This is a genomic window from Candidatus Blastococcus massiliensis AP3, from assembly GCF_000582785.1.
Classification (GTDB): domain Bacteria; phylum Actinomycetota; class Actinomycetes; order Mycobacteriales; family Geodermatophilaceae; genus Blastococcus; species Blastococcus massiliensis.
On record NZ_HG931174.1, the window covers coordinates 783,757 to 804,725 of the forward strand.

Consider the following 20,969-nt stretch of genomic DNA (forward strand, 5'->3'; position numbering starts at 1 on the left):
GCAGGGATCCGGCACTGTGAGCGGGTGCTCGTCGTGATCTCCGGTCTGCCCGGCACGGGCAAGACCACGGTCGCGGCCGCGCTCGCCGAGCGACGGGCGGCGGCCCACGTCTCGGTCGACCCGATCGAGGACGGGCTGCTGGACGCCGGGCACCCGCGGACGTGGGAGACCGGTGTGGCGGCGTACGAGGCGGCCCGCCGGGAGGCCGAACAGCACCTTGCCCTCGGTTCCTCCGTCGTGGTGGACGCGGTGAACGACAGCGAGCCCGCCCGGGAGACGTGGCGCGTGGCGGCGGCCAACACCGGCGCGGAGCTCGCCTTCGTGCTGCTGGTGCTCGACGACGCCGGCGAGCACCGCCGGCGGCTGGAGGGCCGGGAGCGCGACCTGGCGCACGTCCCCGAACCGTCCTGGGACGACGTCCTCGTTCGGGCGGCGAGCTACGCGCCGTGGCCCGAGGGGTCGTGTCTGCGCATTCGTGCGGACGGCGCCGTGGACGAGGTGCTGCACGACGTCCTGACGGGGCTCCCCGGCCTCTAGGGTCACCGCATGTCCGACGGTGGAGCCCCGGCCGGCGTCTTCGGCGGGCGCGCCGGCGACTGGGCGTCGTGGCAGTCCTCGCCGTGGGGCCGGCTGCGCTACGACGTCGTCCGGGAGACGACGGCCCGGGCGGTGGCCGACCTGCCCGCGCCCCTGCGGGTGCTCGACGTCGGGGGTGGCGACGGCACGGACAGCCTGCCGCTCGCGGCGCAGGGGCACGAGGTGACGGTGCTCGACTTCGCGCCCGAACTCCTCGCGCGGGCTCGGGAGACCGCGGCCGCCCGCGGGACCGCCGTGCGGGTGGTCCACGCCGACCTCGACGACCTGGTCCCGGGCGAGGGCCCCGGCGAGCTGGGGAGCTTCGACGTCGTCCTGTGCCACAACGTGCTGCACTACCGCGCCGACGTGCCGGCCACCGTGCGCCTGCTGGCGGGGCTGGCCCGGCCGGGCGGCGTGCTGTCGGTGATGGCACCCAACCCGGCGATGGACGTGCTCGCAGCCGCGGTGCGACGGCTCGATCCGGGCCGGGCCCGCGCCGTCCTCGACTCCCCCACCGTGCACGGCGAGACCTTCGACCACGAGATGCGCCGCCTGGAGGCGGCCGAGGTCGAGCAGGCGCTGGCGGGGGCCGGGTGCACCGTCGAGCGCCGGTTCGGCATCCGCTGCCTGATGGACCTCATCGCCGACGACGAACGCAAGGCCGAGCCGGAGTTCTACGAGCAGCTGCTGGAGCTGGAACTGCTCCTGTGCGAGCGGGAGCCGTACTGGCGCACCGCGCGCTTCTGGCAGCTGACCGCCCGCGCCGGCGGGTAGAGGCACGATGCCCGCACGACGGCTGACGGCGATGGCCCCGTGGCATCCCGACTGCTACCAGCGCGCGACCGCCTTCGTCACGGATCCGGCCGGGCGGCTGCTCGTGTTCGACCACGTCGACCAGGAGGCCGGAACGCAGGTCCCGGGAGGCGGCATCCACGTCGGCGAGTCCCCCGAGGACGCAGTCCTGCGCGAGGTCGCGGAGGAGTCCGGGCTCGTCGACACCGTCGTCGTCCGGAAGCTCGGGGAGGCCTGGAACAGGTCGGAGCCGGGGAACGTGCCGCCCGGCCTGGAGGAGCACGTCGTCCACGCCTTCCACCTCCGGCTGGACGACCCTCCTCGGCAGGAACGGTGGGAGTGGGAGGAGCGCTCCGGCGGCGACGTCGTCCAGCACCGCTTCGCCTTCCGCTGGATCTCTCTCGAGGCAGCCGCCGGAGCGCTCTGGCCGGCTCAGGCGATGTGGCTGCACGGGCTCCGGCTCAGCTGCCGGTCAGCTCCCTGACCGCCGCCAGGTCCCGCACGGACGCACGGCGGAACACCTTGCCCGGGTTGAGCAGACCGTCCGGGTCGAGCGCGTCCTTGATCGCGCGGTGCACGTCGAGGGCGACCGGTCCGATCTCGCGCTCCAGCCAGTCGACCTTGATGGAGCCGACCCCGTGCTCCCCGGTGATCGTGCCGCCCATGCCGAGGCCGAGTTCCAGGATGTCGTCGAACGCGGCGTAGGCCCGGTCCCGCTCGTCGGCGTCGGCGCCGTCGAAGGAGATGCAGGGGTGCATGTTGCCGTCGCCGGCGTGCCCCGTGACACCGATGATCACCGTTCGCTCGCTGGCGATGGCGTCGCAGCCGTCGAGGAACTCGGCGATCCGCGAGCGCGGCACGGCGACGTCGTCGACCAGCATGCCGCTGCGCATCGCGGCCAGCGCCGGTAGCGCCATGCGCCGTGCCTGGAGAAGCAGGTCGCCCTCGGCGGGATCGTCGGTGCTGTGCACGAAGTCCGCTCCCGCCTCGCGGCAGATCTGCGCCAGCGCCTCGATCTCGGCCGCGGCGGCCTCTCCCCCGGCGTCGGACTGCGCGACCAGCAGCGAATGCGCCCCGCGGTCGAGCTCGGCCCTGAGCAGGTCGTCGACCGCGCAGATGCAGGTGTTGTCCATGACCTCGAGCAGGCTGGGCACCAGGCCGCTGGTGACGACGCGCTCCACCACCTGGCCGGTCTGCGCCGTCGTCGCGAAGGAGGCGGCGAGGGTGACGGGGCGGTGCGGGGCCGGGCGCAGCGCGAGCGTCGCCTCGGTGATGACGCCGAGCGTCCCCTCCGAGCCCACGAAGAGCCGGGGCAGGTCGTAGCCGGCGACGCCCTTGACGGTGCGCCGTCCGGTGCGCAGCACCCGCCCGTCGGCGAGCACGACCTCCAGGCCCATCACGTAGTCGGTGGTGACGCCGTACTTCACGCAGCAGAGGCCACCGGAGTTGGTGGAGAGGTTGCCGCCGATGGTGCACCAGTCGTAGCTGGAGGGGTCCGGCGGATAGAACAGCCCGTGGCCGGCGACGGCGTCGCGTAGCGTCTTGTTGACCACGCCGGGCTGGACGACGGCGAGCCGGTCGGCGGGCGAGACCACGAGCACGGCGTCCATCCGGGTCATGACCAGCGTGATCGCGCCGTCGACGGCGTTGCTGGCCCCGGCCAGCCCGGACCCCGCGCCGCGCGGCACGACCGGGACGCGGTGGCGCGTCGCGATGCGCATGACCGCGACGACGTCGTCGGTGCTCCGGGGGAGGACGACGGCGGCCGGTGTGCCGGCGGGGGCCATCATCGCGGCGTCGCGGGCGTACCCGGCGGTGACGTCGGGATCGGTGAGGACGCTGTCGGCGCCCAGTGCGTCCTGCAGCTCGGTCAGCCAGGAAGTGGTCACCGTCACACCGTACGACGCCGTCCCGGCGATGATCAGGGAACCTGATCGTGCAGCGTCCTCCCTCAGGTCCCACGGTGAGGGAGGACGCTCGACGATCAGGTCAGCTGATCGTCGCCGGCACCGTCAGGAGAGGCCGAGGTCGGCCGCGGTGAAGGCGGCGCGGTACTCGAAGCCGGCCGCCTCGACGGCCTCGCGCCCTCCTCGGTCGACGATCACGGCGACGGCGATGACCTCGGCGCCGGCCTCCTGCAGCGCCTCCGCCGCGGTGAGTGGACTGCCGCCGGTCGTCGAGGTGTCGTCGACCACCAGGACGGCGCGGCCCGCGACATCAGGTCCCTCGATCCGCCGCTGCAGGCCGTGGGCCTTGCCCGTCTTGCGCACCACGCAGGCGTCCAGGAAGCCCTCACCCGCTGCGGCGGCGTGCAGCATCGCCGTCGCCACCGGGTCGGCGCCCAGGGTGAGCCCGCCGACGACGTCGTAGCGCAGGTCGCCGGTGAGCTGACGCATCACGCGGCCCACCAGCGGCGCGCCCTCGTGGTGCAGCGTGAGGCGGCGCATGTCGATGTACCAGTCGGCCTCACGGCCGGAGGAGAGCGTCACCTTCCCGTGCACCACCGCGAGGTCGACGATGAGTTCGAGCAGCCGGTCGCGGTCGGGCTGGGCAGCGGGAGCCGTCATGGCATCGACCCTAGGCCAGCGTTCCTCGGTCGGATCTCGCCGTCCGTGCCCGGCGCGGCAGTGACGCCGTTCGTTCCCGTCCCCGGCCCCGGGCCCGGTCGGGATGCACGGGCGATCATCATCCGGGGTGCGACCGGGCGACGGCGGCGGTCTGCCAGGCTGAGGCCGTGTCGACGCCCACTCCCCCCACCCCTGCCGATGACGCCACCCCGGTCATGCCGACCTCGGTCCGCGTGGCCATCGTCGTCATGGGGGTGCTGGCCGCCCTGCTGCTGCTGAACGGCGGGCTCCTGTGGGCCGGCTTCGACGCCGCGGTCGACCGCATCGTCGAGGACGTCGAGGACGTGACCCGCGACGAGGCGGAGAACTTCGTGATGCTGTCGCTGGTCCCCTACCTCGTGCTGGGCGTCGTCCTCGCGCTCGCGGCGCTGTTCCTGCCGCGGCGGCAGCCGTGGGCCCGCTGGATCGGGGTCGCGGCCACCGCGCTGCTGACCCTGCTGACCCTGTTCAGCGTGCTGGCCGCCGGCGGGGTCACCGTCGCCGGCCTGCTCCTGCTGGTCCTGTCGATCGCCGGCCTCACCAGCCTGATGGCGAGGACGACGCGCCAGTGGGTGCCGTCGCTGCGCAGCGACGGCTGACCGGAGCGGTCAGCGCTGCTGACCGGTGTCGCGCAGCCAGCGCATGTAGCGGTACCACTCGTTGCTCGGCTGGAGCGCCAGCAGCACGACCCCGGCCAGGGTCAGCAGCCAGCTGAACAGGTTGAGGCCGTCGACGTAGCCGACGCCGGTCCCGCCGCCGCCCATGCCGGCGAACCCGCTCAGGATGGACAGCCCGCCCAGGACCCAGAGGACCACGCGCGCCCAGTTGCGCCCGCGCCAGGCGAACCACAGGAAGACCAGGAAGACGGCCGTGAAGAGCAGCCCGGCCACGAGCGCGAACTGGACGACCAGCTCGGCGACCTCCTCCGCCGTCTCCCGCTCGCTGCCGCTGAGCCCCGCGCCGGCCTGCCGGATCGCCTCGGAACTGATCTCGTCCCAGTTGGCGTACATGACGACGGAGGCGACGAGGCCGAGCACCACGGTGGCGACGAACGCCCCGATGCCGGCCCGCACCGTCACGGGTGGCTCCACCGAGCCGGCGGGCGGCGGCCCGTACCCGGGCGGCGGGGTCGGCGCCGGACCGTAGGGGTACGGCTGCCCGGGAGGCGGCGGGCCCCACCCCTGCGGCGGAGGCGGCGCGTTCCAGCCCTGCGGCGGAGGCGGCGCGCTCCAGCCCTGGGGCGGAGGCGGCGCGTTCCAGCCCTCCGGGCCGCCGGAGCCGCCGGAGCCGCCCTGCCCTCCGGTCCCGCCCTGGCCGCTGCTTCCCGGCTCGCCGTGCTGGCCGCTCTGTCCTGCTGTCATCCCCGCGCCTCCCGGTAACCGGTTCACGACGATCATGGACGATGCCGTCCGCGCGGACCACCGGCCCCGCCGCAGCCTGCCGCCGAAGACTCAGCCGCGTACGACGCTCAGACCGCTGTCACCGTCGGCGACGTCGGCCGGCCAGTCGACCACCACCTCGTCGCCGTCCCGGATCTCGCCGGAGAGCAGCGCCTTGGCCAGCTGATCGCCGATGGCCGACTGCACCAGCCGCCGCAGGGGACGGGCGCCGTAGACCGGGTCGAAGCCGTTGAGCGCAAGCCACTCGCGCGCCGCGTCGGTGACCCGCAGCGAGAGCCGCCGGGCCGCCAGACGCCGGGCGAGGACACCGACCTGGATGTCGACGATGCCGGTCAGCTCCTCGCTGCCCAGCGCCCGGAAGATCACGACCTCGTCCAGCCGGTTGAGGAACTCCGGCTTGAAGTGCGAGCGCACGACCTCCTGCACCGCGTCGCGGCGGCGCTCCTCGGGCACCGACTGGTCGGCGATGATCTGCGACCCCAGGTTCGAGGTGAGGATCAGCAGGGTGTTGCGGAAGTCGACCGTGCGGCCCTGCCCGTCGGTCAGCCGCCCGTCGTCGAGCACCTGGAGCAGGACGTCGAAGACGTCGGGGTGCGCCTTCTCGACCTCGTCGAGAAGGACGACGGTGTACGGACGGCGCCGCACCGCCTCGGTGAGCTGGCCGCCGGCCTCGTAGCCGACGTAGCCGGGCGGCGCCCCGACCAAGCGCGCCACCGAGTGCTTCTCGGAGTACTCGCTCATGTCGATGCGGACCATCGCCCGCTCGTCGTCGAACAGGAACTCCGCCAGCGCCTTGGCCAGCTCGGTCTTGCCGACGCCGGTCGGGCCGAGGAAGAGGAAGGAACCGGTGGGCCGGTCCGGGTCGGCGACGCCGGATCGGGCCCGCCGGACGGCGTCCGAGACGGCGCGCACGGCATCCGGCTGCCCGACGACCCGCGCGGCGAGCCCGTCCTCCATGCGCAGCAGCTTCTGGGTCTCGCCCTCGAGCAGCCGGCCGGCGGGGATGCCGGTCCAGGCCTGGACGACCTCGGCGATGTCGTCGGCGCCGACCTCCTCCTTGAGCATGGACTCGCCGGTCTCGACCGATGCCTCGGCCTCGAGGAGGGACTTCTCCAGCTGGGGCAGCTGCCCGTAGCGCAGCTCCGCGACGCGGGCGAGCTCGCCGTCCCGCTCCGCGCGCTCGGCCTCCAGCCGCAGCCGCTCCAGCTCCTCCTTGATGGCCTGGATGCGGCCGATCGCGCTCTTGTCCTGCTGCCAGCGCGCGGTCAGCTCGGCCAGCTCCTGGCGCTTGTCGGCCAGGTCGGACCGGAGAGCCGCCAGCCGTTCGATGGACGACGGGTCGTCCTCCTTGGCCAGCGCCATCTCCTCGATCTCCAGCCGGCGCACGGCGCGCTCCACCTCGTCGACCTCGACGGGGCGGCTGTCGATCTCCATGCGCAGCCGACTGGCGGCCTCGTCGACCAGGTCGATCGCCTTGTCCGGCAGGAACCGGGCGGTGACGTAGCGGTCGGAGAGGGTCGCCGCGGCGACGATCGCGGTGTCGGTGATGCGGACACCGTGGTGCACCTCGTAGCGCTCCTTGAGCCCGCGGAGGATGCCGATGGTGTCCTCGACGCTCGGCTCACCCACGTAGACCTGCTGGAAGCGGCGCTCGAGCGCGGGGTCCTTCTCGATGTGCTCGCGGTACTCGTCGAGCGTCGTGGCGCCGACCATGCGCAGCTCACCGCGGGCGAGCATCGGCTTGATCATGTTGCCGGCGTCCATGGCCGACTCGCCGGTCGCGCCGGCGCCGACGATCGTGTGCAGCTCGTCGATGAAGGTGACGATCTGCCCCTCGGCGTCGGTGATCTCCTGCAGGACGGCCTTGAGCCGCTCCTCGAACTCACCGCGGTACTTGGCACCGGCCACCATCGAGCCCAGGTCCAGCGCCATGAGCCGCTTGCCCTTGAGGCTCTCCGGGACGTCGCCGGCGACGATGCGCTGCGCCAGGCCCTCGACGATGGCGGTCTTGCCGACGCCGGGCTCGCCGATGAGCACCGGGTTGTTCTTGGTGCGCCGGGAGAGCACCTGGACGACGCGGCGGATCTCGGTGTCCCGTCCGATGACCGGGTCGATCTTGCCCTCGCGCGCCCGCGCGGTGAGGTCGACCGCGTACTTCTCCAGAGCCTGGAAGGTGCCCTCCGGATCGGGGGTGGTCACCTTGCGGGAACCGCGCACGGTCCGGAACGCCGCGAGCAGCGCGTCCCGGGTGGCACCGGCGCTGGTGAGCACCGTGCCCGCCTCGCCGCTCGAGCCGGCGAGCCCCACGAGCAGGTGCTCGGTGGAGATGTACTCGTCGCCGAGCGCACTCGCCTGCTCCCCGGCGTCGTTCATGACGCGGAGGAACTCGCGCGACGGCGAGGGCGCGGGCACGGTGGCGCCGCTGACGCTGGGCAGCCGGCGCACGGCCGCCTCGGACTTGGCCTTGACGTCGGCCGCGTCGGCGCCGGCCGCCTTCAGCAGCGGCCCGGCGATGCCGTCGTCCTGCTCGAGCAGCGCAGCCAGCAGGTGCAGCGGCTCCAGGGCCGCCTGGCCGCGGGCGACGGCGAGCCGCTGGGCGGCGGCGATGGCCTCCTGCGAACGGGTGGTGAGCTTGCTCTCCATGGTCGCGGCGTCCGTCCTCTCTCTGTCGTGCGCGGGGTCGTCGACCTCACGGGATCGATCTGTGCAACGACCGGCGAGTTGAGTCTGTTCCACTCAACCTCGCTGAGTCCGCTCGCCGCACCGTCGACCTCCCCGTACGGAGGACGACGAGGCGCCGACGTTCGCGACCCCTGACGTTCGCCTCCGCGCGCCCTAGACTCGCCCGCATGACCGCACTGCCGACGCCGAGCGTGGCGCTCGACGACCAGCTGTGCTTCGCGCTCTACGCCGCCTCACGCGCCGTGACGGCCCGGTACCGACCCATGCTCGAGGCGATCGGCCTGACCTATCCGCAGTACCTCGTCATGATGCTGCTGTGGGAGGAGGACCACCAGACGGTCGGTCAGCTGGGGTCCCGCCTCGCCCTGGACAGCGGCACGCTCTCGCCCCTGCTCAAGCGGCTCACCGCGGCCGGCCTGGTCACCCGCCACCGCCGCCTCGAGGACGAGCGCTCGGTCGCGATCGCCCTCACCGACGACGGCCGCGCCCTGCAGGAGAAGGCCTACGGCATCTCGCAGGAGATGATCGACGCCATCGGGTTCGACACCGGCGAGTTCACCGAGCTCAAGAGCCGTCTCCAGTCGCTGATCGAGCGGGTGAACCGCGGCGAGGCCGTCTGCTGACGACGGTTGCCCGCACCCGGGCGGGGTAGGTCGGCACTCGGCCCATCCCCGCGGAGCGGTGAACCCCACCGCCCCGCCGTCGGCGAGGAGAACCGATGCCCACCCGCACCGCGCGCACCGCTTGGAACGGCACCCTCCAGGAGGGCTCCGGCCAGGTCGAGCTGTCCAGCTCCAAGATCGGCACCTACGAGGTCTCGTTCCCGAAGCGAGCCGCCGACGAGGCCGGCGGGACGACCAGCCCGGAGGAGCTCATCGCGGCGGCGCACTCCTCCTGCTTCGCGATGGCGCTGTCCAGCGAGATCGGCAAGGCGGGCGGCACGCCCACCGCCCTGGAGATCACCGCCGAGGTGACCCTCGGCCAGAAGGACGGCGGCCCCCACATCACGAAGATCGCCCTCACCGTCCGCGGCGAGGTCGAGGGGCTGGACGCCGCGGGCTTCGACAAGGCGGCTCAGGCGGCGAAGGCGGGCTGCCCGGTGAGCAAGGCGCTGGCCGGGGTCGACGAGATCACCCTCGACGCCGCGCTGGAGAGCTGACCTCCCGCGGTCGGCGGGACACGGGGCCCGACGTCGAGGTCAGCAGCCGAAGCCCTCGAAGGACTGGTCGGCCGGCCGCACGGTGAAGAAGTCCTGACCGCCGTAGCTGGTGTACATGTTCGCGATGTACGGCCCGCCCGAGCCCGTGTAGTTGTTGATGCGCTGCCGGTGGCCGTCGGAGTACACCACCGTGAACTGCATCCGGTAGGTGTCGACCCCGTCGAAGGAACAGGACTTGTCGGTCAGGTCGACCCAGAAGTCGACCGGGCCGGCGGGAGCGGGCGCGGGCGGAGGCGCCTGACCGGTCGAGGGGCGGGGCGCCGCCTGCGTCTTCGCGGGCCCACCGGCAACGGCGGTCCTCGGCTCCGCGTCCCGCGCCGTCTGCTCCTCGGCGATCCGGGCCGCCTCCGCCTCGGCAGCGATCCGGGCGGCCTCGGCCTCGGCGGCGATCCGCGCCGCCTCGGCTTCTGCCGCGACCCGGGCGGCCGCCTCGGCCTCCTGTTCGGCGGCCAGGCCGTTGACGGGCTCGTGGCCGGTCCGGGGCGCGGCGGACGCGGACGGGACCGGCTCCTGCGCCGCGGCGGAGGAGCCCTGGCACCCGGTCGCGAGCGCGAGCAGGGCGAGCGCCGGGAGGACGAGGACCGAGGGCCGGGCGGAGGTGCTCACACCCGCCCGTCGGCGTCTCCCGCCACGTACTTGATCATGAAAGCCGGTTCCGTTCCGGATCTCACCCCGCCGGGCGAGCCCAGGCGTCAGCCCGCCGCGTCGGCCGACTCCCGCTTGAGCCGCTCCTCACCGCTCTCGGTGCTGAGCGCGATCTCCCGGATCAGGAAGATCGCGAGCACGGCCACCACGGCCACGACCGCCGAGATCAGGAAGATCCGCCCGGTCGCGTCCCCGTAGGCCACGCGGATCAGCTCCTGGATCGCCGGTGGTGCATCGGCGAGGTCGGCCAGGCCGATGTCGTCCGAGCCGGCCTGCGCCGCACCGGGGGTACCGGCGAGGTCGGCCCTGATCAGCTCTCCCACGCGGGTGGAGAGCACCGCTCCCAGCACCGAGACACCCACCGTGCCGCCCAGGCTCCGGAAGAACGTCACGGCCGAGCTCGCCGACCCCAGGTCCCGGGCGGCCACCGTGTTCTGCACCGCGAGCACCAGGTTCTGCATCGTGGCGCCGATACCGATGCCCAGCAGGAACAGGAAGCAGCAGAGCAGCACGATGTCGGTCTCGTGGTCGACCATCGAGAGCAGCGCGAACGCCAGGAGGGTCAGCAGCGACCCAGCCGTGAGGAAGCGCTTCCACCGGCCGTGGCGGGTGATCAGGTAGCCGGAGCCGGTCGAGGAGATGAGCAGCCCGCCGACCATCGGCACGGTGAGCAGCCCCGCCGCCGTCGGCGAGTAGCCGCGGGAGATCTGCAGGTACTGGCCCAGGAAGACCGTCGAGCCGAACATGGCGACGCCGATCGCGATGCTCGCGGCGATCGCCAGCGTCGTGGTGCGGTCGCGGAACAGGCGGAGGGGGACGATCGGCTCCTTGGCCCTGGTCTCGGTGACGAGGAAGGCCGCGATCGCGAGAACGCCGCCACCGACGAACAGCGCCGTCTCGGTGGAGGCCCAGGCGAAGCTGCCCCCGGCCAGGGTGACCCAGATGAGGAGCGCGGAGACCCCGGCGGTCAGGAAGGCAGCGCCGAGGTAGTCGATGTGCACCTTCCGCTTGGTCACCGGCAGGTGCAGCGTGCGCTGCAGGAGCACGAGGGCGATCAGGGCGAACGGGACACCGACGTAGAAGCACCAGCGCCAGCCCAGCCAGCTCGTGTCGACCATCACGCCGCCGATGAGCGGTCCGCCGACCGTGGCCACCGCGAACGTGCTGCCCATCCAGCCGGCGTACCGACCGCGCTCCCGCGGGCTGATCATCGCGGCCATCGCGATCTGCACCAGCGCCTGCAGGCCACCCAGGCCCAGGCCCTGCAGGACGCGCCAGGCGATCAGCGTCTCCACCGACTGGGCGAGGCCGGCGAGCATCGAACCGATGATGAAGATGACGATGGCGAGCTGCAGCAACAGCTTCTTGCTGAACAGGTCCGAGAGCTTGCCCCAGATGGGCGTCGAGGCGGTCGAGGCGAGCAGGGTGGCCGTGACCACCCAGGTGTAGTGCCCCTGCGAGCCCCGCAGCTCGGTGATGATCGTGGGCAGGGCGTTGGAGACGACGGTCGAGGACAGGAACGCCACGAACATCGCCAGCAGCATCCCGGACAGCGCGGACAGGATCTGCCGGTGCGTCATCTGCCCCTGTTGCTCGGCGGGCGCCTGGGGAGCCGGCCGATCGACGGTGCTGGTCATGGTTCTCCTGGACTGGCGGGCGAGCGCGTGCGGGCGGGAAGAACGCGGGTCCGGGTCATCCGGAGCCCGCCGGGGACCGCTCCCCAGCCGCGGCCGGCAGGGGCATCGCGCGGAAGTCGGCCGCCAGGCGGTCGATCAGGTCGGTGAGCCGGCGGGCGTCGTCCTCGTCCCAGCCGGACAGGACCTCGAGCGCCCAGTCGGCCCGGACGGCGCGCGTCCCGGCGAGGGCGTCGGCGCCCAGCGCGGTGAGGTGGAACAGGGTGGCCCGCCCGTCGCACGGATCCGGTCGGCGCTGCACGTAGCCGGACCGCTCCAGGGCGGCGAGCTGCCGGCTGGCCACGGAGACGTCGATCCCGGCGCGCGCGGCGAGGACGCTGCACCGCTGGTCGCCGTCCTCCTCGAGGGGCAGGAGGAGCGGCCAGCCGAAGGACGGCAGCTCGCCGTAGAGCTGGGCGGCGGCCCGCATGCTGACGTGGCGTCCGGTCCGGACGAGCTGGGCGATGCTGGCCGTCAGCCGGTCCCGGGTCTCGGGGCTGATGGGCACGGGAGTTCCTGACGTCGAGATGTGTGCAGAAAGCAACCATAAGTCGGTTGGTTGCGGTCTGCAACGTTCGACACGTCACGTGCCCTGCGGGAAGGACAGCTAGAGAGCCCGCCCGCCGTCGGTCCCGCTCTCGTCGGTCAGGTCGCCGGCCTCCCGCGCCCGGGCCTCGCCGATCCGGTTCAGCCGGTGCAGCAGGTCGGCCAGGGTGGCGACGTCGTCCGCCGGCCAGTCCCCCAGGTCGGCTTCCCAGCGCTCGCGGCGCGCGTTCCGGATCAGCGCCAGGCGGGCCGAGCCCTCGGCCGAGGGGGTGAGCACCTGCGCCCGCCCGTCGTCGGGATCCGCGCTCCGGTCGACCAGCCCCAGGGCGACCAGACTGGCCACCTGCCGGCTCACCGTGCTCTTGTCCAGGCCCAGCCGGACGACGAGGTCGCTGGCCCGGAGGGGGCCGGCGTCCTGGAGCAGGGCCAGCAGGCCGTATGCCGCGCCGTCCAGATCCGGGTGCAGCTGCTCGGCGAGCCGGGCGGACAGCGCGCGCGAGCGGCGCAGCAGCAGGCCGATCTCCCGCTCGAGAGCCACGAAGGCCTCGTGCGGGTCGACCCCGCTCACCTGCCGCTCCGCGGCCGCCACACGACCAGCGCCGAGCTCGGCCGCCGCTGCGGCACCAGGTCGGCGCGATAGCCGGCCGGCACGGCCGCCTCGGCGGCCATCCGGCGGCGTTCGCTGTGCTCCAGCTCGTCGAGCAGTTCGTGCACCCGCGCCTGCAGGGCCTCGACCTGCGACTCGAGCTCGATGATCCGCTTGATGCCGGCCAGGTTGACGCCGTCCTCCTGCGACAGCCGCTGCACCTCGCGGAGCAGAGCGACGTCACGGGGGCTGTAGCGGCGACCACCACCGGAGGTCCGGCCGGGGCTCACCAGCCCCAGCCGGTCGTACTGGCGCAGGGTCTGGGCGTGCATGCCGGCGAGCTCGGCGGCCACGGAGATGACGAAGACGGGCGCGTCCTCGGCCACCGAGCGGGCCGCGCCCCGCGCCGGGTCGGCCGGGCTGGTCATCGGTCACCTCCCGACTGGAGCGCCGCGGTGATCTGCGGACGCGGGTCCTCGTCCATCTCCTCTGCCAGGGCCTCGATGACCTTGCGCTGGGCCGGCGTGAGACGGACCGGTACGGCCACCTCGAGGGTCACCAGCAGGTCGCCGGAGCGCCCCTTGCCGGGGACGCCGCGGCCGCGGACCCGCAGCGTCCGCCCGCTCGCCGTGCCGGCCGGCACCTTGAGGGACACGGTGCCGTCCAGCGTCGGGACGGTGAGGGTCGTGCCCAGCGCCGCCTCGGCGAAGGTGACCGGCACGGTGAGCGTCAGGTCGTCGTCCTTGCGGCTGAACAGCGGGTGCTCGGCGACGTGGACGACGACGAAGAGGTCACCGGCCGGACCACCGCGGCGGCCGGGCGCGCCCTTGCCGGCCAGCCGGATGCGCTGGCCGTCCTTGACGCCGGAGGGCATGCGCACGGTGATGGTGCGGGTCTGGCTGGTGATGCCGCTGCCGGTGCAGGTCGGGCAGGGATCGTCGACGACGGAGCCGCTGCCCCGGCAGTTGCGGCACGGCTCGGAGAACGCGAACGCGCCCTGGCTGCGGCTCGTGACGCCGGCTCCCTGGCACACCGGGCAGGTGTGCGGGCTCGTACCCGGCTTCGCGCCGGAACCCGCGCACGTCGGACAGCTTCCGGGGCTCTGCATGCGCAGCGGCACCGTGACACCGAGGACGGCCTCCTCGAAGGAGAGCGTCGCCTCGGTCTCGACGTCCTGGCCACGCGCGGGGCCCGACGCCGCCTGGCTGCGTGCCCGCGCGCCGCCCGCGCCCCCGAAGATGCCGCCGAGGATGTCGCCCAGGCCGCCGGCACCGCGGGGGCCGGCACCGGTCCCGGCCCCCGCGGCACCGCCGAAGAGGTCGCCGAAGTCGAACGCCTGCCCGCCCCCGGGGAACCCGCCCCCGCCGGGGAAGCCGGCACGGGCACCGGCACCGCCGGCACCGAACAGCCGCCGCGCCTCGTCGTACTCGCCCCGCCGCTTCGGGTCGGACAGCACGTCGTAGGCCTCGGAGACGTCCTTGAACCGCGCCTCCGCCTGGCTGTTCCCCGGGTTCTTGTCCGGGTGCAGCTCCTGCGCCAGCTTCCGGTAGGCCTTCTTGATGGCCGCGGCGTCGGCGTCCTGAGGCACGCCCAACGCGGCGTAGTAGTCCTTCTCGATGAAGTCCCGGGTGCTCATCGGGCGCCCCCTCTCTGGCGGATCAGTCGGACGCCGGAGCGCCCGGCTCGTCGGACACCGGACCGGCCTGGGCCGGCGCCGGGTTCTCGGGCTCGGTCACCGCGACCATCGCCGTCCGCAGCACCCGGTCGCCGCGGCGGAAACCCTGCCGCAGGACCGTGGTCGCGGTCGGCACCGCCACGTCGGCCGACGTGTCGTGCATGACGGCCTCGTGCAGCGCCGGGTCGAACTCGTCCCCGGCCTTGCCGAAGGCCTCCACGCCCAGACCGTCCAGCAGGCCGAGGAGCCGGTCGGCCACCAGCTTGAACCCGCCGGTGAGCTCGTCGTGGTCCCGGGCGCGCTCGATGTCGTCGACGATCGGGAACAGCTGGACGGCGAACCGCTCCGCCGCCTGGTCGACCATCAGCGACCGGTCGCGATCCACGCGGCGCCGGTAGTTGGCGTACTCGGCGGTGACCCGCTGCAGGTCCTCGGTCCGCTCGGCCAGCTGCTGGGCGAGGTCTCCCCCGCCACCACCTCCGGCCGGCTGCTCCTGGGGCTGCGGCTGCTCATCCACGGGCGTCTCGTGCTCGCTCATCTGCTCCCCTGCGACGGTCGGGCCCGGCGGGGCGCCGGCCGGCTGCTCGCCGGCCGGCGCCCGCACCTCACCACTGATCGGGTCGATCCGCCGCTTGTCGCGGATGACGACCCGCGGCTGCTCTTCCCTGTCGGTCATCGGCGGTCAGCACCCTCGTCCGGGCCCTCGTCGACGATCTCGGCGTCGACGACGTCGTCGTCACCGGACGGAGCGGCACCGGCCGCGTCCCCCGCCTCGGCGCCCGGGGCGCCTTCGGCACCGGCCTCGGCCTGCTGCGCGTAGAGCGCGCCGCCGACCTCCTGCGAGACCCGGGCGACCTTCTCCTGGGCGGTCTTGATCGCGGTGATGTCCGAACCGCCGAGGGCGGAGCGCAGCTCGGTCAGCGCCTCGCCGAGCTCGTCCTTCTTGTCGGCCGGGATCTTGTCGCCGTTCTCCGCGAGGAACTTCTCGGTCTGGTACTGCAGCGACTCGGCCAGGTTGCGGGTCTCGGCCTCCTCGCGGCGCTTCTTGTCCTCCTCGGCGTGCGCCTCGGCGTCCTTCATCATCCGCTCGATGTCGTCCTTCGGGAGCGCCGAGCCGCCGGTGATCGTCATCGACTGCTCCTTGCCCGTGCCGAGGTCCTTGGCGTGGACGTGGACGATGCCGTTGGCGTCGATGTCGAACGCGACCTCGATCTGCGGGACACCACGCGGCGCCGGGGGCAGACCGGTCAGCTCGAACATGCCGAGCTTCTTGTTGTAGGCCGCCATCTCGCGCTCGCCCTGGAAGACCTGGATCTGCACGGACGGCTGGTTGTCGTCGGCCGTCGTGAAGATCTCGGAGCGCTTGGTCGGGATCGTGGTGTTCCGCTCGATGAGCTTGGTCATGATGCCGCCCTTGGTCTCGATGCCCAGGGACAGCGGGGTGACGTCGAGGAGCAGGACGTCCTTGACCTCGCCGCGGAGGACCCCGGCCTGCAGCGCGGCACCGATGGCCACGACCTCGTCCGGGTTGACGCCCTTGTTGGGCTCCTTGCCGCCGGTCAGCTCCTTCACGAGCTCGGTGACGGCCGGCATGCGGGTCGAGCCACCCACGAGGACGACGTGGTCGATCTGGCCCACGGAGATGCCCGCGTCGCGCACGGCCTGGTTGAAGGGTGCGCGGCAACGGTCGAGCAGGTCCTGGGTCATCCGCTGGAACTCGGCACGGGTGATCGTGACGTCCAGGTGCAGCGGGCCCTCGGCCCCGGCGGTGATGTAGGGCAGGTTGATGTTGGTCGACTGGGCGCCCGACAGCTCGATCTTGGCCTTCTCGGCGGCCTCGCGGAGGCGCTGCATGGCCAGCTTGTCCTTGGACAGGTCGATGCCGTTGGAGGCGTTGAAGGTCTTGACCAGGTGGTCCATGACCTTCTGGTCCCAGTCGTCACCACCGAGGTGGTTGTCACCGGCAGTGGCCTTCACCTCGATGACGCCGTCCCCGATCTCGAGCAGGGAGACGTCGAAGGTGCCGCCACCGAGGTCGAAGACGAGGATCGTCTGCTCGGTCTCGCCCTTGTCGAGGCCGTAGGCCAGGGCGGCCGCGGTGGGCTCGTTGACGATGCGCAGGACGTTGAGGCCCGCGATCTCACCGGCCTCCTTGGTGGCCTGGCGCTGGGCGTCCTCGAAGTAGGCCGGGACGGTGATGACGGCGTCGGTCACCGGCTCGCCCAGGTAGGTCTCGGCGTCCCGCTTGAGCTTCTGCAGCGTGCGGGCGCTGATCTCCTGCGCGGTGTACTTCTTGCCGTCGATCTCGTCGGTCGACCAGCTGGTGCCCATGTGCCGCTTGACGCTGCGGATGGTGCGGTCGACGTTGGTGACCGCCTGGTTCTTGGCCGACTGGCCGACGAGGACCTCGCCGTTCTTGGCGAAGGCGACGACCGACGGGGTGGTGCGCGAGCCCTCGGAGTTGGCGATGACCGTCGGCTCACCGCCCTCGAGGACGGTGACGACGGAGTTGGTGGTGCCGAGGTCGATACCGACCGCTCGAGCCATGGGGATGGCCTCTCTTCCGTGTACGGGGTGGTGCTGGTCCGTGTGAGGAGCCGAGCCGGAACCATCTTGCGCGAAGTCCGCTCAACTTTCCTGCCCACCCTAACGGCAGGGCGCCACCTCCTGTTCCCGGGGCCGGTCGCTGGGCGCTCCCTCCCCCGCACCGCACGGCGTCGACCTCGCGGTGTGGCCGGGACCCTCGCGGTCGACGCCGCGGTCGGCAGCCACATCGCGCGGATGAGTCGGCGTCGCGCGGTCGAGGTCTCACGGTTGTCCACAGCCCCGCCCCGCGACCACGCCCGAACGCCCGACACTTCCGCCCGTGCATCCACTCCTGCGCGCTGCGGCTGATCGGCAGCTGTGCCTCTTCACCGCTCGCGACGCACGCCGTGCCGGGTACGAGCACGGCGAGATCCGCCACCTGTGCAGCTCGGGAACGTGGGTGCGCCTGCGCCGCGGTGTGTACGGGGTCGCCGAGGAGGTCACCGCCGCCCAGGCAGCGGGACGGCGGCACGCGCTGGACTGCGTCGCCGTCCTGCTCGACCTGGACCGCCCGGGAGCCGCCGTCAGCCATTCGTCGGCGCTCCGGCTGCTCGGCCTGCCGGTCCGCCGCGCTCTGCTCCCCGACCTCGTGCGGCTCACGGCCCCGGACCTGTGGCGCCGCGGCAAGGGCTTCGTGGTCAACCAGGCGCCGCTGCCCCCGGAGGACGTGACGACCCGCGGGCCGGTGCGGCTCACGACGCCGGCCCGCACCCTGGTCGACTGCGCGCGGGAATGGCCCCTGGAGGACGCCGTCGTCGCGATGGACGCCGGGCTGCTTAAAGGCGCCGTCTCCCCTGCCGGACTCGCCGCCGCCGTGACGGCCGCGCGGTCGTGGCCGGGGGCGCCGCGCGCGGCACGGGCCGCCGGGCTCGCCGACGGTCGGGCGGAGTCGCCGCTGGAGACGCGGGGGCGGCTGCGGATCCTCGGCGCCGGGTTCCCCGCACCGGAGCTCCAGGTGGAGATCCGCGTCGCGGGGCGGCTCGTCGGAGTCGCCGATGCGTGGTTCGAGGAGGCTGCAGTGGCGGTGGAGTTCGACGGGCAGGTCAAGTACACCGACCCGTGGCGGGGCCGCACACCGGAGCGCGTGCTGTGGGAGGAGAAGCGGCGCGAGGACCAGATGCGGGGGGTGGACATCCGCGTCGTGCGGATCGTCGACGAGGACCTCGACGCGAACTGGGGCGCCACCGAGGACCGCCTGCGCTCGCTGCTCGCGGTCCCCGGGCCGGCGGTGCGGCAGTTCACGACGGCGGCCCGGTCGAGAGGCGTCGTCCGCGCCGGATGACCTCACCCTCGCGCTGTGGCAGCCGACCGCGCGGTCGACCGCGAGGGTCGCTGCCACACCGCACGGACGACGAGCCGCGACGACGGTGCGGGGGTGGTGCCGACGCGAAGCCTCCGGCTCCGGTGCGACCGGATCGTGATCGCTACGCCCGAGTAGCCTTCGGGCGCGCCAGCTATCGTGCGATCCGTGCGGGCACGCCGTGCCCGCATGCGTTCCGCGCGCCGGTCCCCGACCGGTGTCGACGACGGCGCGTGCACCTATCCAGAGCTTCGCCGTCGCCGTACGGCGCACGGGAGTCAACCGACGCCGGCAGGCGTGCGGGGGAGGAAAACATGACGGGCACGCTGCAGATCGTCCTCGGGACGATCAGCGTCCTCTTCCTGATCGTGGCCTCGGTGATGGCCTACCGCGCGGTGCGCGCCATGGTGCGGATCATCCGCACCGGCCAGCCCGACGGCACCCGATGGGGGCCGGTCAAGACCCGCCTGAAGACGACGCTGGTCGAGTCGCTGGGCCATACCCGGATGCTCAAGTGGTCGAGCATCGGCGTGGCCCACTGGTTCGTCTTCGTCGGCTTCTACGGCCTGTTCCTCACCCTGGTCGAGGCCTTCGGCGAGGTCTGGGACCCGGCCTTCAAGCTGCCGCTCATCGGCGAGTGGGCGGTGTGGAACCTCTTCGCCGACATCATCGGCACCGGCACGATCCTCGGGATCATCTACCTGATCATCCGGCGCCAGCGCGACCACCCGCGTCGGCAGGGGCGCAAGAGCCGCTTCGCCGGTTCGAACGAGGGCCGCGGCTACTTCGTCGAGGCCATCGTCCTCGGCGTCGGAACCTGCATCCTGCTGATCCGCGCGCTCAAGGTCTCCTCCGACCTCACCGAGGCGCCGGCCTGGTCGCACCCGGTCTCCAGCGCCCTCGGCCAGATCCTGCCGGACAGCCCCGACCTGCTGACGGTCGTCGCGTTCGTCAAGATCGTGATCAGCCTGACCTGGCTGGTCGTCATCAGCCGCGTCCTCAACATGGGTGTCGCCTGGCACCGGTTCAGCGCGTTCCTCAACATCTACGCGAAGCGCAACGCCGACGGCGCCCCCGCGCTCGGCCCGCTGCTGCCCATGACCAGCGGTGGCAAGCCGATCGACTTCGAGGACCCGGGCGAGGACGACATCTTCGGCCGCGGGAAGATCGAGGACTTCACGTGGAAGGGGATGCTGGACTTCACCACCTGCACGGAGTGCGGTCGGTGCCAGAGCCAGTGCCCGGCGTGGAACACGGGCAAGCCGCTCAGCCCGAAGATGGTGATCATGGACCTCCGCGATCACCTCTACGCGAAGGCTCCCTACCTCCTCGGTGAGAAGACGGCCTCGGAGACGGCCCCGGACTACGACGTCCTCAAGCCGAGCGACGAGCAGGTCTGGGCCAGCGGCTACGCCCGCATCGAGGGCACCAACGACGCGCAGGCCCACCGCCCGCTCGTCGGCACCCTCGAGGAGGGCGGGGTCATCGACCCCGACGTCCTGTGGTCCTGCACGAACTGCGGTGCCTGCGTCGAGCAGTGCCCGGTGGACATCGAGCACATCGACCACATCGAGGACATGCGCCGCTACCAGGTGCTCATCGAGAGCAACTTCCCCTCGGAGGCCGGCGTGATGCTGACCAACCTGGAGAAGCGCGGCAACCCGTGGGGCATGGGCGGCAACGTCCGCGAGGACTGGATCAAGGAGCTCGACTTCGAGGTCCGCATGGCCGACGGCCCGCTTCCCCACGAGGTCGAGTACCTGTTCTGGGTCGGCTGCGCCGGCGCCGTCGACGACCGGGCCAAGAAGGTCACCAAGGCCGTCGCGGAGCTCCTGCACACCGCGGGCGTCGAGTTCGCCGTCCTCGGCAACGGGGAGACCTGCTCCGGCGACCCGGCCCGTCGCCTCGGCAACGAGTTCGTGTTCCAGCAGCTGGCCATGGAGAACGTCGAGACCCTCAACGGCGTCTTCGAGGGCCGCGTCCCCGGCACCCGCAAGATCGTGGCCACCTGCCCGCACTGCTTCAACTCGCTGGGCAAGGAGTACCCGCAGGTCGGTGGCGAGTACGAGGTCATCCACCACACGCAGCTGCTCGGCCAGCTGATCGAGGAGGGCCGGCTCGTCCCGGTCACCCCGATCGACCGCAAGGTGACCTACCACGACCCGTGCTTCCTGGGCCGGCACAACAAGGTCTACACGCCCCCGCGCGAGATCCTCGACTCCGTCCAGGGCCTCTCCACGCAGGAGATGCACCGCTGCAAGGACCGCGGCTTCTGCTGCGGCGCCGGCGGCGCCCGCATGTGGATGGAGGAGAAGATCGGCAAGCGGATCAACATGGAGCGCACCGAGGAGGCGCTCGAGCTGGATCCCGACGTCATCTCCACCGCGTGCCCGTTCTGCATCACCATGCTCTCCGACGCCCTCACGTCGAAGAAGCAGAACGGCGAGGCCGGCGAGCACGTCGAGGTCCTCGACGTCAGCCAGATCCTGCTGCGCTCGATGCAGCCGGTCGCTGCCGGCGTCCAGGGCGCGGCCTCCGGTGCCGACGTCGGCACCAAGGGCGACGACGTCGTCGGCCTGGACTCCGCCGCGACGGAGCACGACCCGCAGTAGAAGGACCTCGCTCCATCACGTCGCAAGGCGGCGCCCGTTCCCCGGCCGGGGACGGGCGCCGCCGCCGTTCG

General features: G+C 72.6%; 20 protein-coding genes. 8 read left to right on the forward strand and 12 right to left on the reverse strand.

The window, feature by feature from the left end; genetic code table 11:
- Positions 1 to 24: 24 nt before the first annotated feature.
- The 3 genes from BN344_RS12245 to BN344_RS12255 are packed head-to-tail and all read left to right on the forward strand — an operon-like array spanning position 25 to position 1,852.
- Positions 25 to 537 carry a P-loop nucleotide/nucleoside kinase family protein gene (locus BN344_RS12245; protein WP_040338703.1) on the forward strand — a complete coding sequence of 171 codons (513 nt, stop codon included), beginning with the start codon at positions 25 to 27 and terminating at the stop codon, positions 535 to 537.
- Positions 538 to 546: 9 nt separating this feature from the next.
- Positions 547 to 1,350 carry a class I SAM-dependent methyltransferase gene (locus tag BN344_RS12250; protein WP_040338704.1) on the forward strand — a complete coding sequence of 268 codons (804 nt, stop codon included), beginning with the start codon at positions 547 to 549 and terminating at the stop codon, positions 1,348 to 1,350.
- A gap of 7 nt (positions 1,351 to 1,357) precedes the next feature.
- Positions 1,358 to 1,852, forward strand: coding sequence for an NUDIX hydrolase (locus tag BN344_RS12255; RefSeq protein ID WP_155858859.1), 495 nt, complete (start codon positions 1,358 to 1,360; stop codon positions 1,850 to 1,852).
- Here the strand turns inward: BN344_RS12255 and BN344_RS12260 are convergent.
- Positions 1,830 to 3,257, reverse strand: a complete 1,428-nt coding sequence (locus BN344_RS12260; RefSeq protein ID WP_040339186.1) for an FAD-binding oxidoreductase — start codon at positions 3,255 to 3,257, stop codon at positions 1,830 to 1,832. The two genes, BN344_RS12255 and BN344_RS12260, sit on opposite strands and share 23 nt — an antisense overlap.
- A 123-nt stretch (positions 3,258 to 3,380) precedes the next feature.
- Entirely contained in the window at positions 3,381 to 3,935 is a 555-nt protein-coding gene (pyrE, locus tag BN344_RS12265; RefSeq protein WP_040338705.1) for an orotate phosphoribosyltransferase, read from the reverse strand.
- A gap of 167 nt (positions 3,936 to 4,102) precedes the next feature.
- On the opposite strand from pyrE, the gene BN344_RS12270 reads away from it, so the two are divergent.
- A complete protein-coding gene (locus tag BN344_RS12270; RefSeq protein WP_155858860.1) occupies positions 4,103 to 4,573 on the forward strand; it encodes a hypothetical protein in 471 nt (156 codons plus the stop codon).
- A 9-nt stretch (positions 4,574 to 4,582) separates the two neighbouring features.
- Here the strand turns inward: BN344_RS12270 and BN344_RS12275 are convergent, their stop codons facing one another.
- Both BN344_RS12275 and clpB read right to left on the reverse strand, forming a co-directional pair.
- On the reverse strand, positions 4,583 to 5,053 hold the full coding sequence (locus BN344_RS12275; RefSeq protein WP_155858861.1) for a hypothetical protein: 471 nt from the start codon (positions 5,051 to 5,053) through the stop codon (positions 4,583 to 4,585).
- A gap of 372 nt (positions 5,054 to 5,425) precedes the next feature.
- A complete protein-coding gene (clpB, locus tag BN344_RS12280) occupies positions 5,426 to 8,017 on the reverse strand; it encodes an ATP-dependent chaperone ClpB (protein WP_040338708.1) in 2,592 nt (863 codons plus the stop codon).
- Positions 8,018 to 8,223: 206 nt separating this feature from the next.
- Between clpB and BN344_RS12285 the strand changes: the two genes are divergently transcribed.
- Both BN344_RS12285 and BN344_RS12290 read left to right on the forward strand, forming a co-directional pair.
- Positions 8,224 to 8,679 (forward strand): MarR family winged helix-turn-helix transcriptional regulator, encoded by a 456-nt coding sequence (locus BN344_RS12285; RefSeq protein WP_040338709.1) that lies wholly within the window; start codon positions 8,224 to 8,226, stop codon positions 8,677 to 8,679.
- Positions 8,680 to 8,774: 95 nt separating this feature from the next.
- Complete coding sequence (locus BN344_RS12290; RefSeq protein ID WP_040338710.1) at positions 8,775 to 9,215, forward strand: OsmC family peroxiredoxin; 441 nt, start codon at positions 8,775 to 8,777, stop codon at positions 9,213 to 9,215.
- Between the two features lie 39 nt (positions 9,216 to 9,254).
- On the opposite strand, the gene BN344_RS12295 is transcribed toward BN344_RS12290, so the two are convergent.
- From BN344_RS12295 to dnaK, 8 genes are all read right to left on the reverse strand, one after another.
- Positions 9,255 to 9,881: a hypothetical protein gene (locus BN344_RS12295; protein WP_040338711.1), complete on the reverse strand. Its 627-nt coding sequence runs from the start codon at positions 9,879 to 9,881 to the stop codon at positions 9,255 to 9,257.
- 86 nt (positions 9,882 to 9,967) lie between these two features.
- Positions 9,968 to 11,557, reverse strand: a complete 1,590-nt coding sequence (locus BN344_RS12300) for an MFS transporter (protein WP_040338712.1) — start codon at positions 11,555 to 11,557, stop codon at positions 9,968 to 9,970.
- A 55-nt stretch (positions 11,558 to 11,612) separates the two neighbouring features.
- Positions 11,613 to 12,101 carry a MarR family winged helix-turn-helix transcriptional regulator gene (locus BN344_RS12305; protein WP_051515839.1) on the reverse strand — a complete coding sequence of 163 codons (489 nt, stop codon included), beginning with the start codon at positions 12,099 to 12,101 and terminating at the stop codon, positions 11,613 to 11,615.
- A 99-nt stretch (positions 12,102 to 12,200) separates the two neighbouring features.
- On the reverse strand, positions 12,201 to 12,707 hold the full coding sequence (locus tag BN344_RS12310) for a MarR family winged helix-turn-helix transcriptional regulator (RefSeq protein WP_051515933.1): 507 nt from the start codon (positions 12,705 to 12,707) through the stop codon (positions 12,201 to 12,203).
- On the reverse strand, positions 12,704 to 13,153 hold the full coding sequence (locus BN344_RS12315) for a heat shock protein transcriptional repressor HspR (protein ID WP_040338713.1): 450 nt from the start codon (positions 13,151 to 13,153) through the stop codon (positions 12,704 to 12,706). Before BN344_RS12315 ends, BN344_RS12310 begins: the two co-directional genes overlap by 4 nt.
- Positions 13,150 to 14,361: a molecular chaperone DnaJ gene (gene dnaJ / locus BN344_RS12320; RefSeq protein WP_040338714.1), complete on the reverse strand. Its 1,212-nt coding sequence runs from the start codon at positions 14,359 to 14,361 to the stop codon at positions 13,150 to 13,152. Before dnaJ ends, BN344_RS12315 begins: the two co-directional genes overlap by 4 nt.
- A gap of 22 nt (positions 14,362 to 14,383) precedes the next feature.
- Positions 14,384 to 15,076: a nucleotide exchange factor GrpE gene (gene grpE / locus BN344_RS12325; protein WP_040338715.1), complete on the reverse strand. Its 693-nt coding sequence runs from the start codon at positions 15,074 to 15,076 to the stop codon at positions 14,384 to 14,386.
- A complete protein-coding gene (dnaK, locus tag BN344_RS12330; protein WP_040338716.1) occupies positions 15,073 to 16,947 on the reverse strand; it encodes a molecular chaperone DnaK in 1,875 nt (624 codons plus the stop codon). Before dnaK ends, grpE begins: the two co-directional genes overlap by 4 nt.
- A gap of 319 nt (positions 16,948 to 17,266) precedes the next feature.
- Here dnaK and BN344_RS12335 point away from each other — a divergent pair, with 319 nt between their 5' ends.
- The gene (locus BN344_RS12335) at positions 17,267 to 18,268 is read left to right on the forward strand and encodes a type IV toxin-antitoxin system AbiEi family antitoxin domain-containing protein (RefSeq protein WP_051515840.1); all 1,002 of its coding nucleotides are present in this window, start codon (positions 17,267 to 17,269) and stop codon (positions 18,266 to 18,268) included.
- A 332-nt stretch (positions 18,269 to 18,600) separates the two neighbouring features.
- Positions 18,601 to 20,898, forward strand: coding sequence for a (Fe-S)-binding protein (locus tag BN344_RS12340; protein ID WP_040338717.1), 2,298 nt, complete (start codon positions 18,601 to 18,603; stop codon positions 20,896 to 20,898).
- Positions 20,899 to 20,969: the final 71 nt, after the last annotated feature.

Excerpts from the sequence above, each read along its gene's own strand:
- BN344_RS12250 (WP_040338704.1), top strand. The coding sequence starts at position 547 with ATGTCCGACGGTGGAGCCCCGGCCGGCGTCTTCGGCGGGCGCGCCGGC.
- BN344_RS12255 (WP_155858859.1), top strand. The coding sequence starts at position 1,358 with ATGCCCGCACGACGGCTGACGGCGATGGCCCCGTGGCATCCCGACTGC.
- pyrE (WP_040338705.1), bottom strand. The coding sequence starts at position 3,935 with ATGACGGCTCCCGCTGCCCAGCCCGACCGCGACCGGCTGCTCGAACTC.
- clpB (WP_040338708.1), bottom strand. The coding sequence starts at position 8,017 with ATGGAGAGCAAGCTCACCACCCGTTCGCAGGAGGCCATCGCCGCCGCC.
- BN344_RS12285 (WP_040338709.1), top strand. The coding sequence starts at position 8,224 with ATGACCGCACTGCCGACGCCGAGCGTGGCGCTCGACGACCAGCTGTGC.
- BN344_RS12290 (WP_040338710.1), top strand. The coding sequence starts at position 8,775 with ATGCCCACCCGCACCGCGCGCACCGCTTGGAACGGCACCCTCCAGGAG.
- BN344_RS12300 (WP_040338712.1), bottom strand. The coding sequence starts at position 11,557 with ATGACCAGCACCGTCGATCGGCCGGCTCCCCAGGCGCCCGCCGAGCAA.
- BN344_RS12315 (WP_040338713.1), bottom strand. The coding sequence starts at position 13,153 with ATGACCAGCCCGGCCGACCCGGCGCGGGGCGCGGCCCGCTCGGTGGCC.
- dnaJ (WP_040338714.1), bottom strand. The coding sequence starts at position 14,361 with ATGAGCACCCGGGACTTCATCGAGAAGGACTACTACGCCGCGTTGGGC.
- grpE (WP_040338715.1), bottom strand. The coding sequence starts at position 15,076 with ATGACCGACAGGGAAGAGCAGCCGCGGGTCGTCATCCGCGACAAGCGG.
- dnaK (WP_040338716.1), bottom strand. The coding sequence starts at position 16,947 with ATGGCTCGAGCGGTCGGTATCGACCTCGGCACCACCAACTCCGTCGTC.
- BN344_RS12340 (WP_040338717.1), top strand. The coding sequence starts at position 18,601 with ATGACGGGCACGCTGCAGATCGTCCTCGGGACGATCAGCGTCCTCTTC.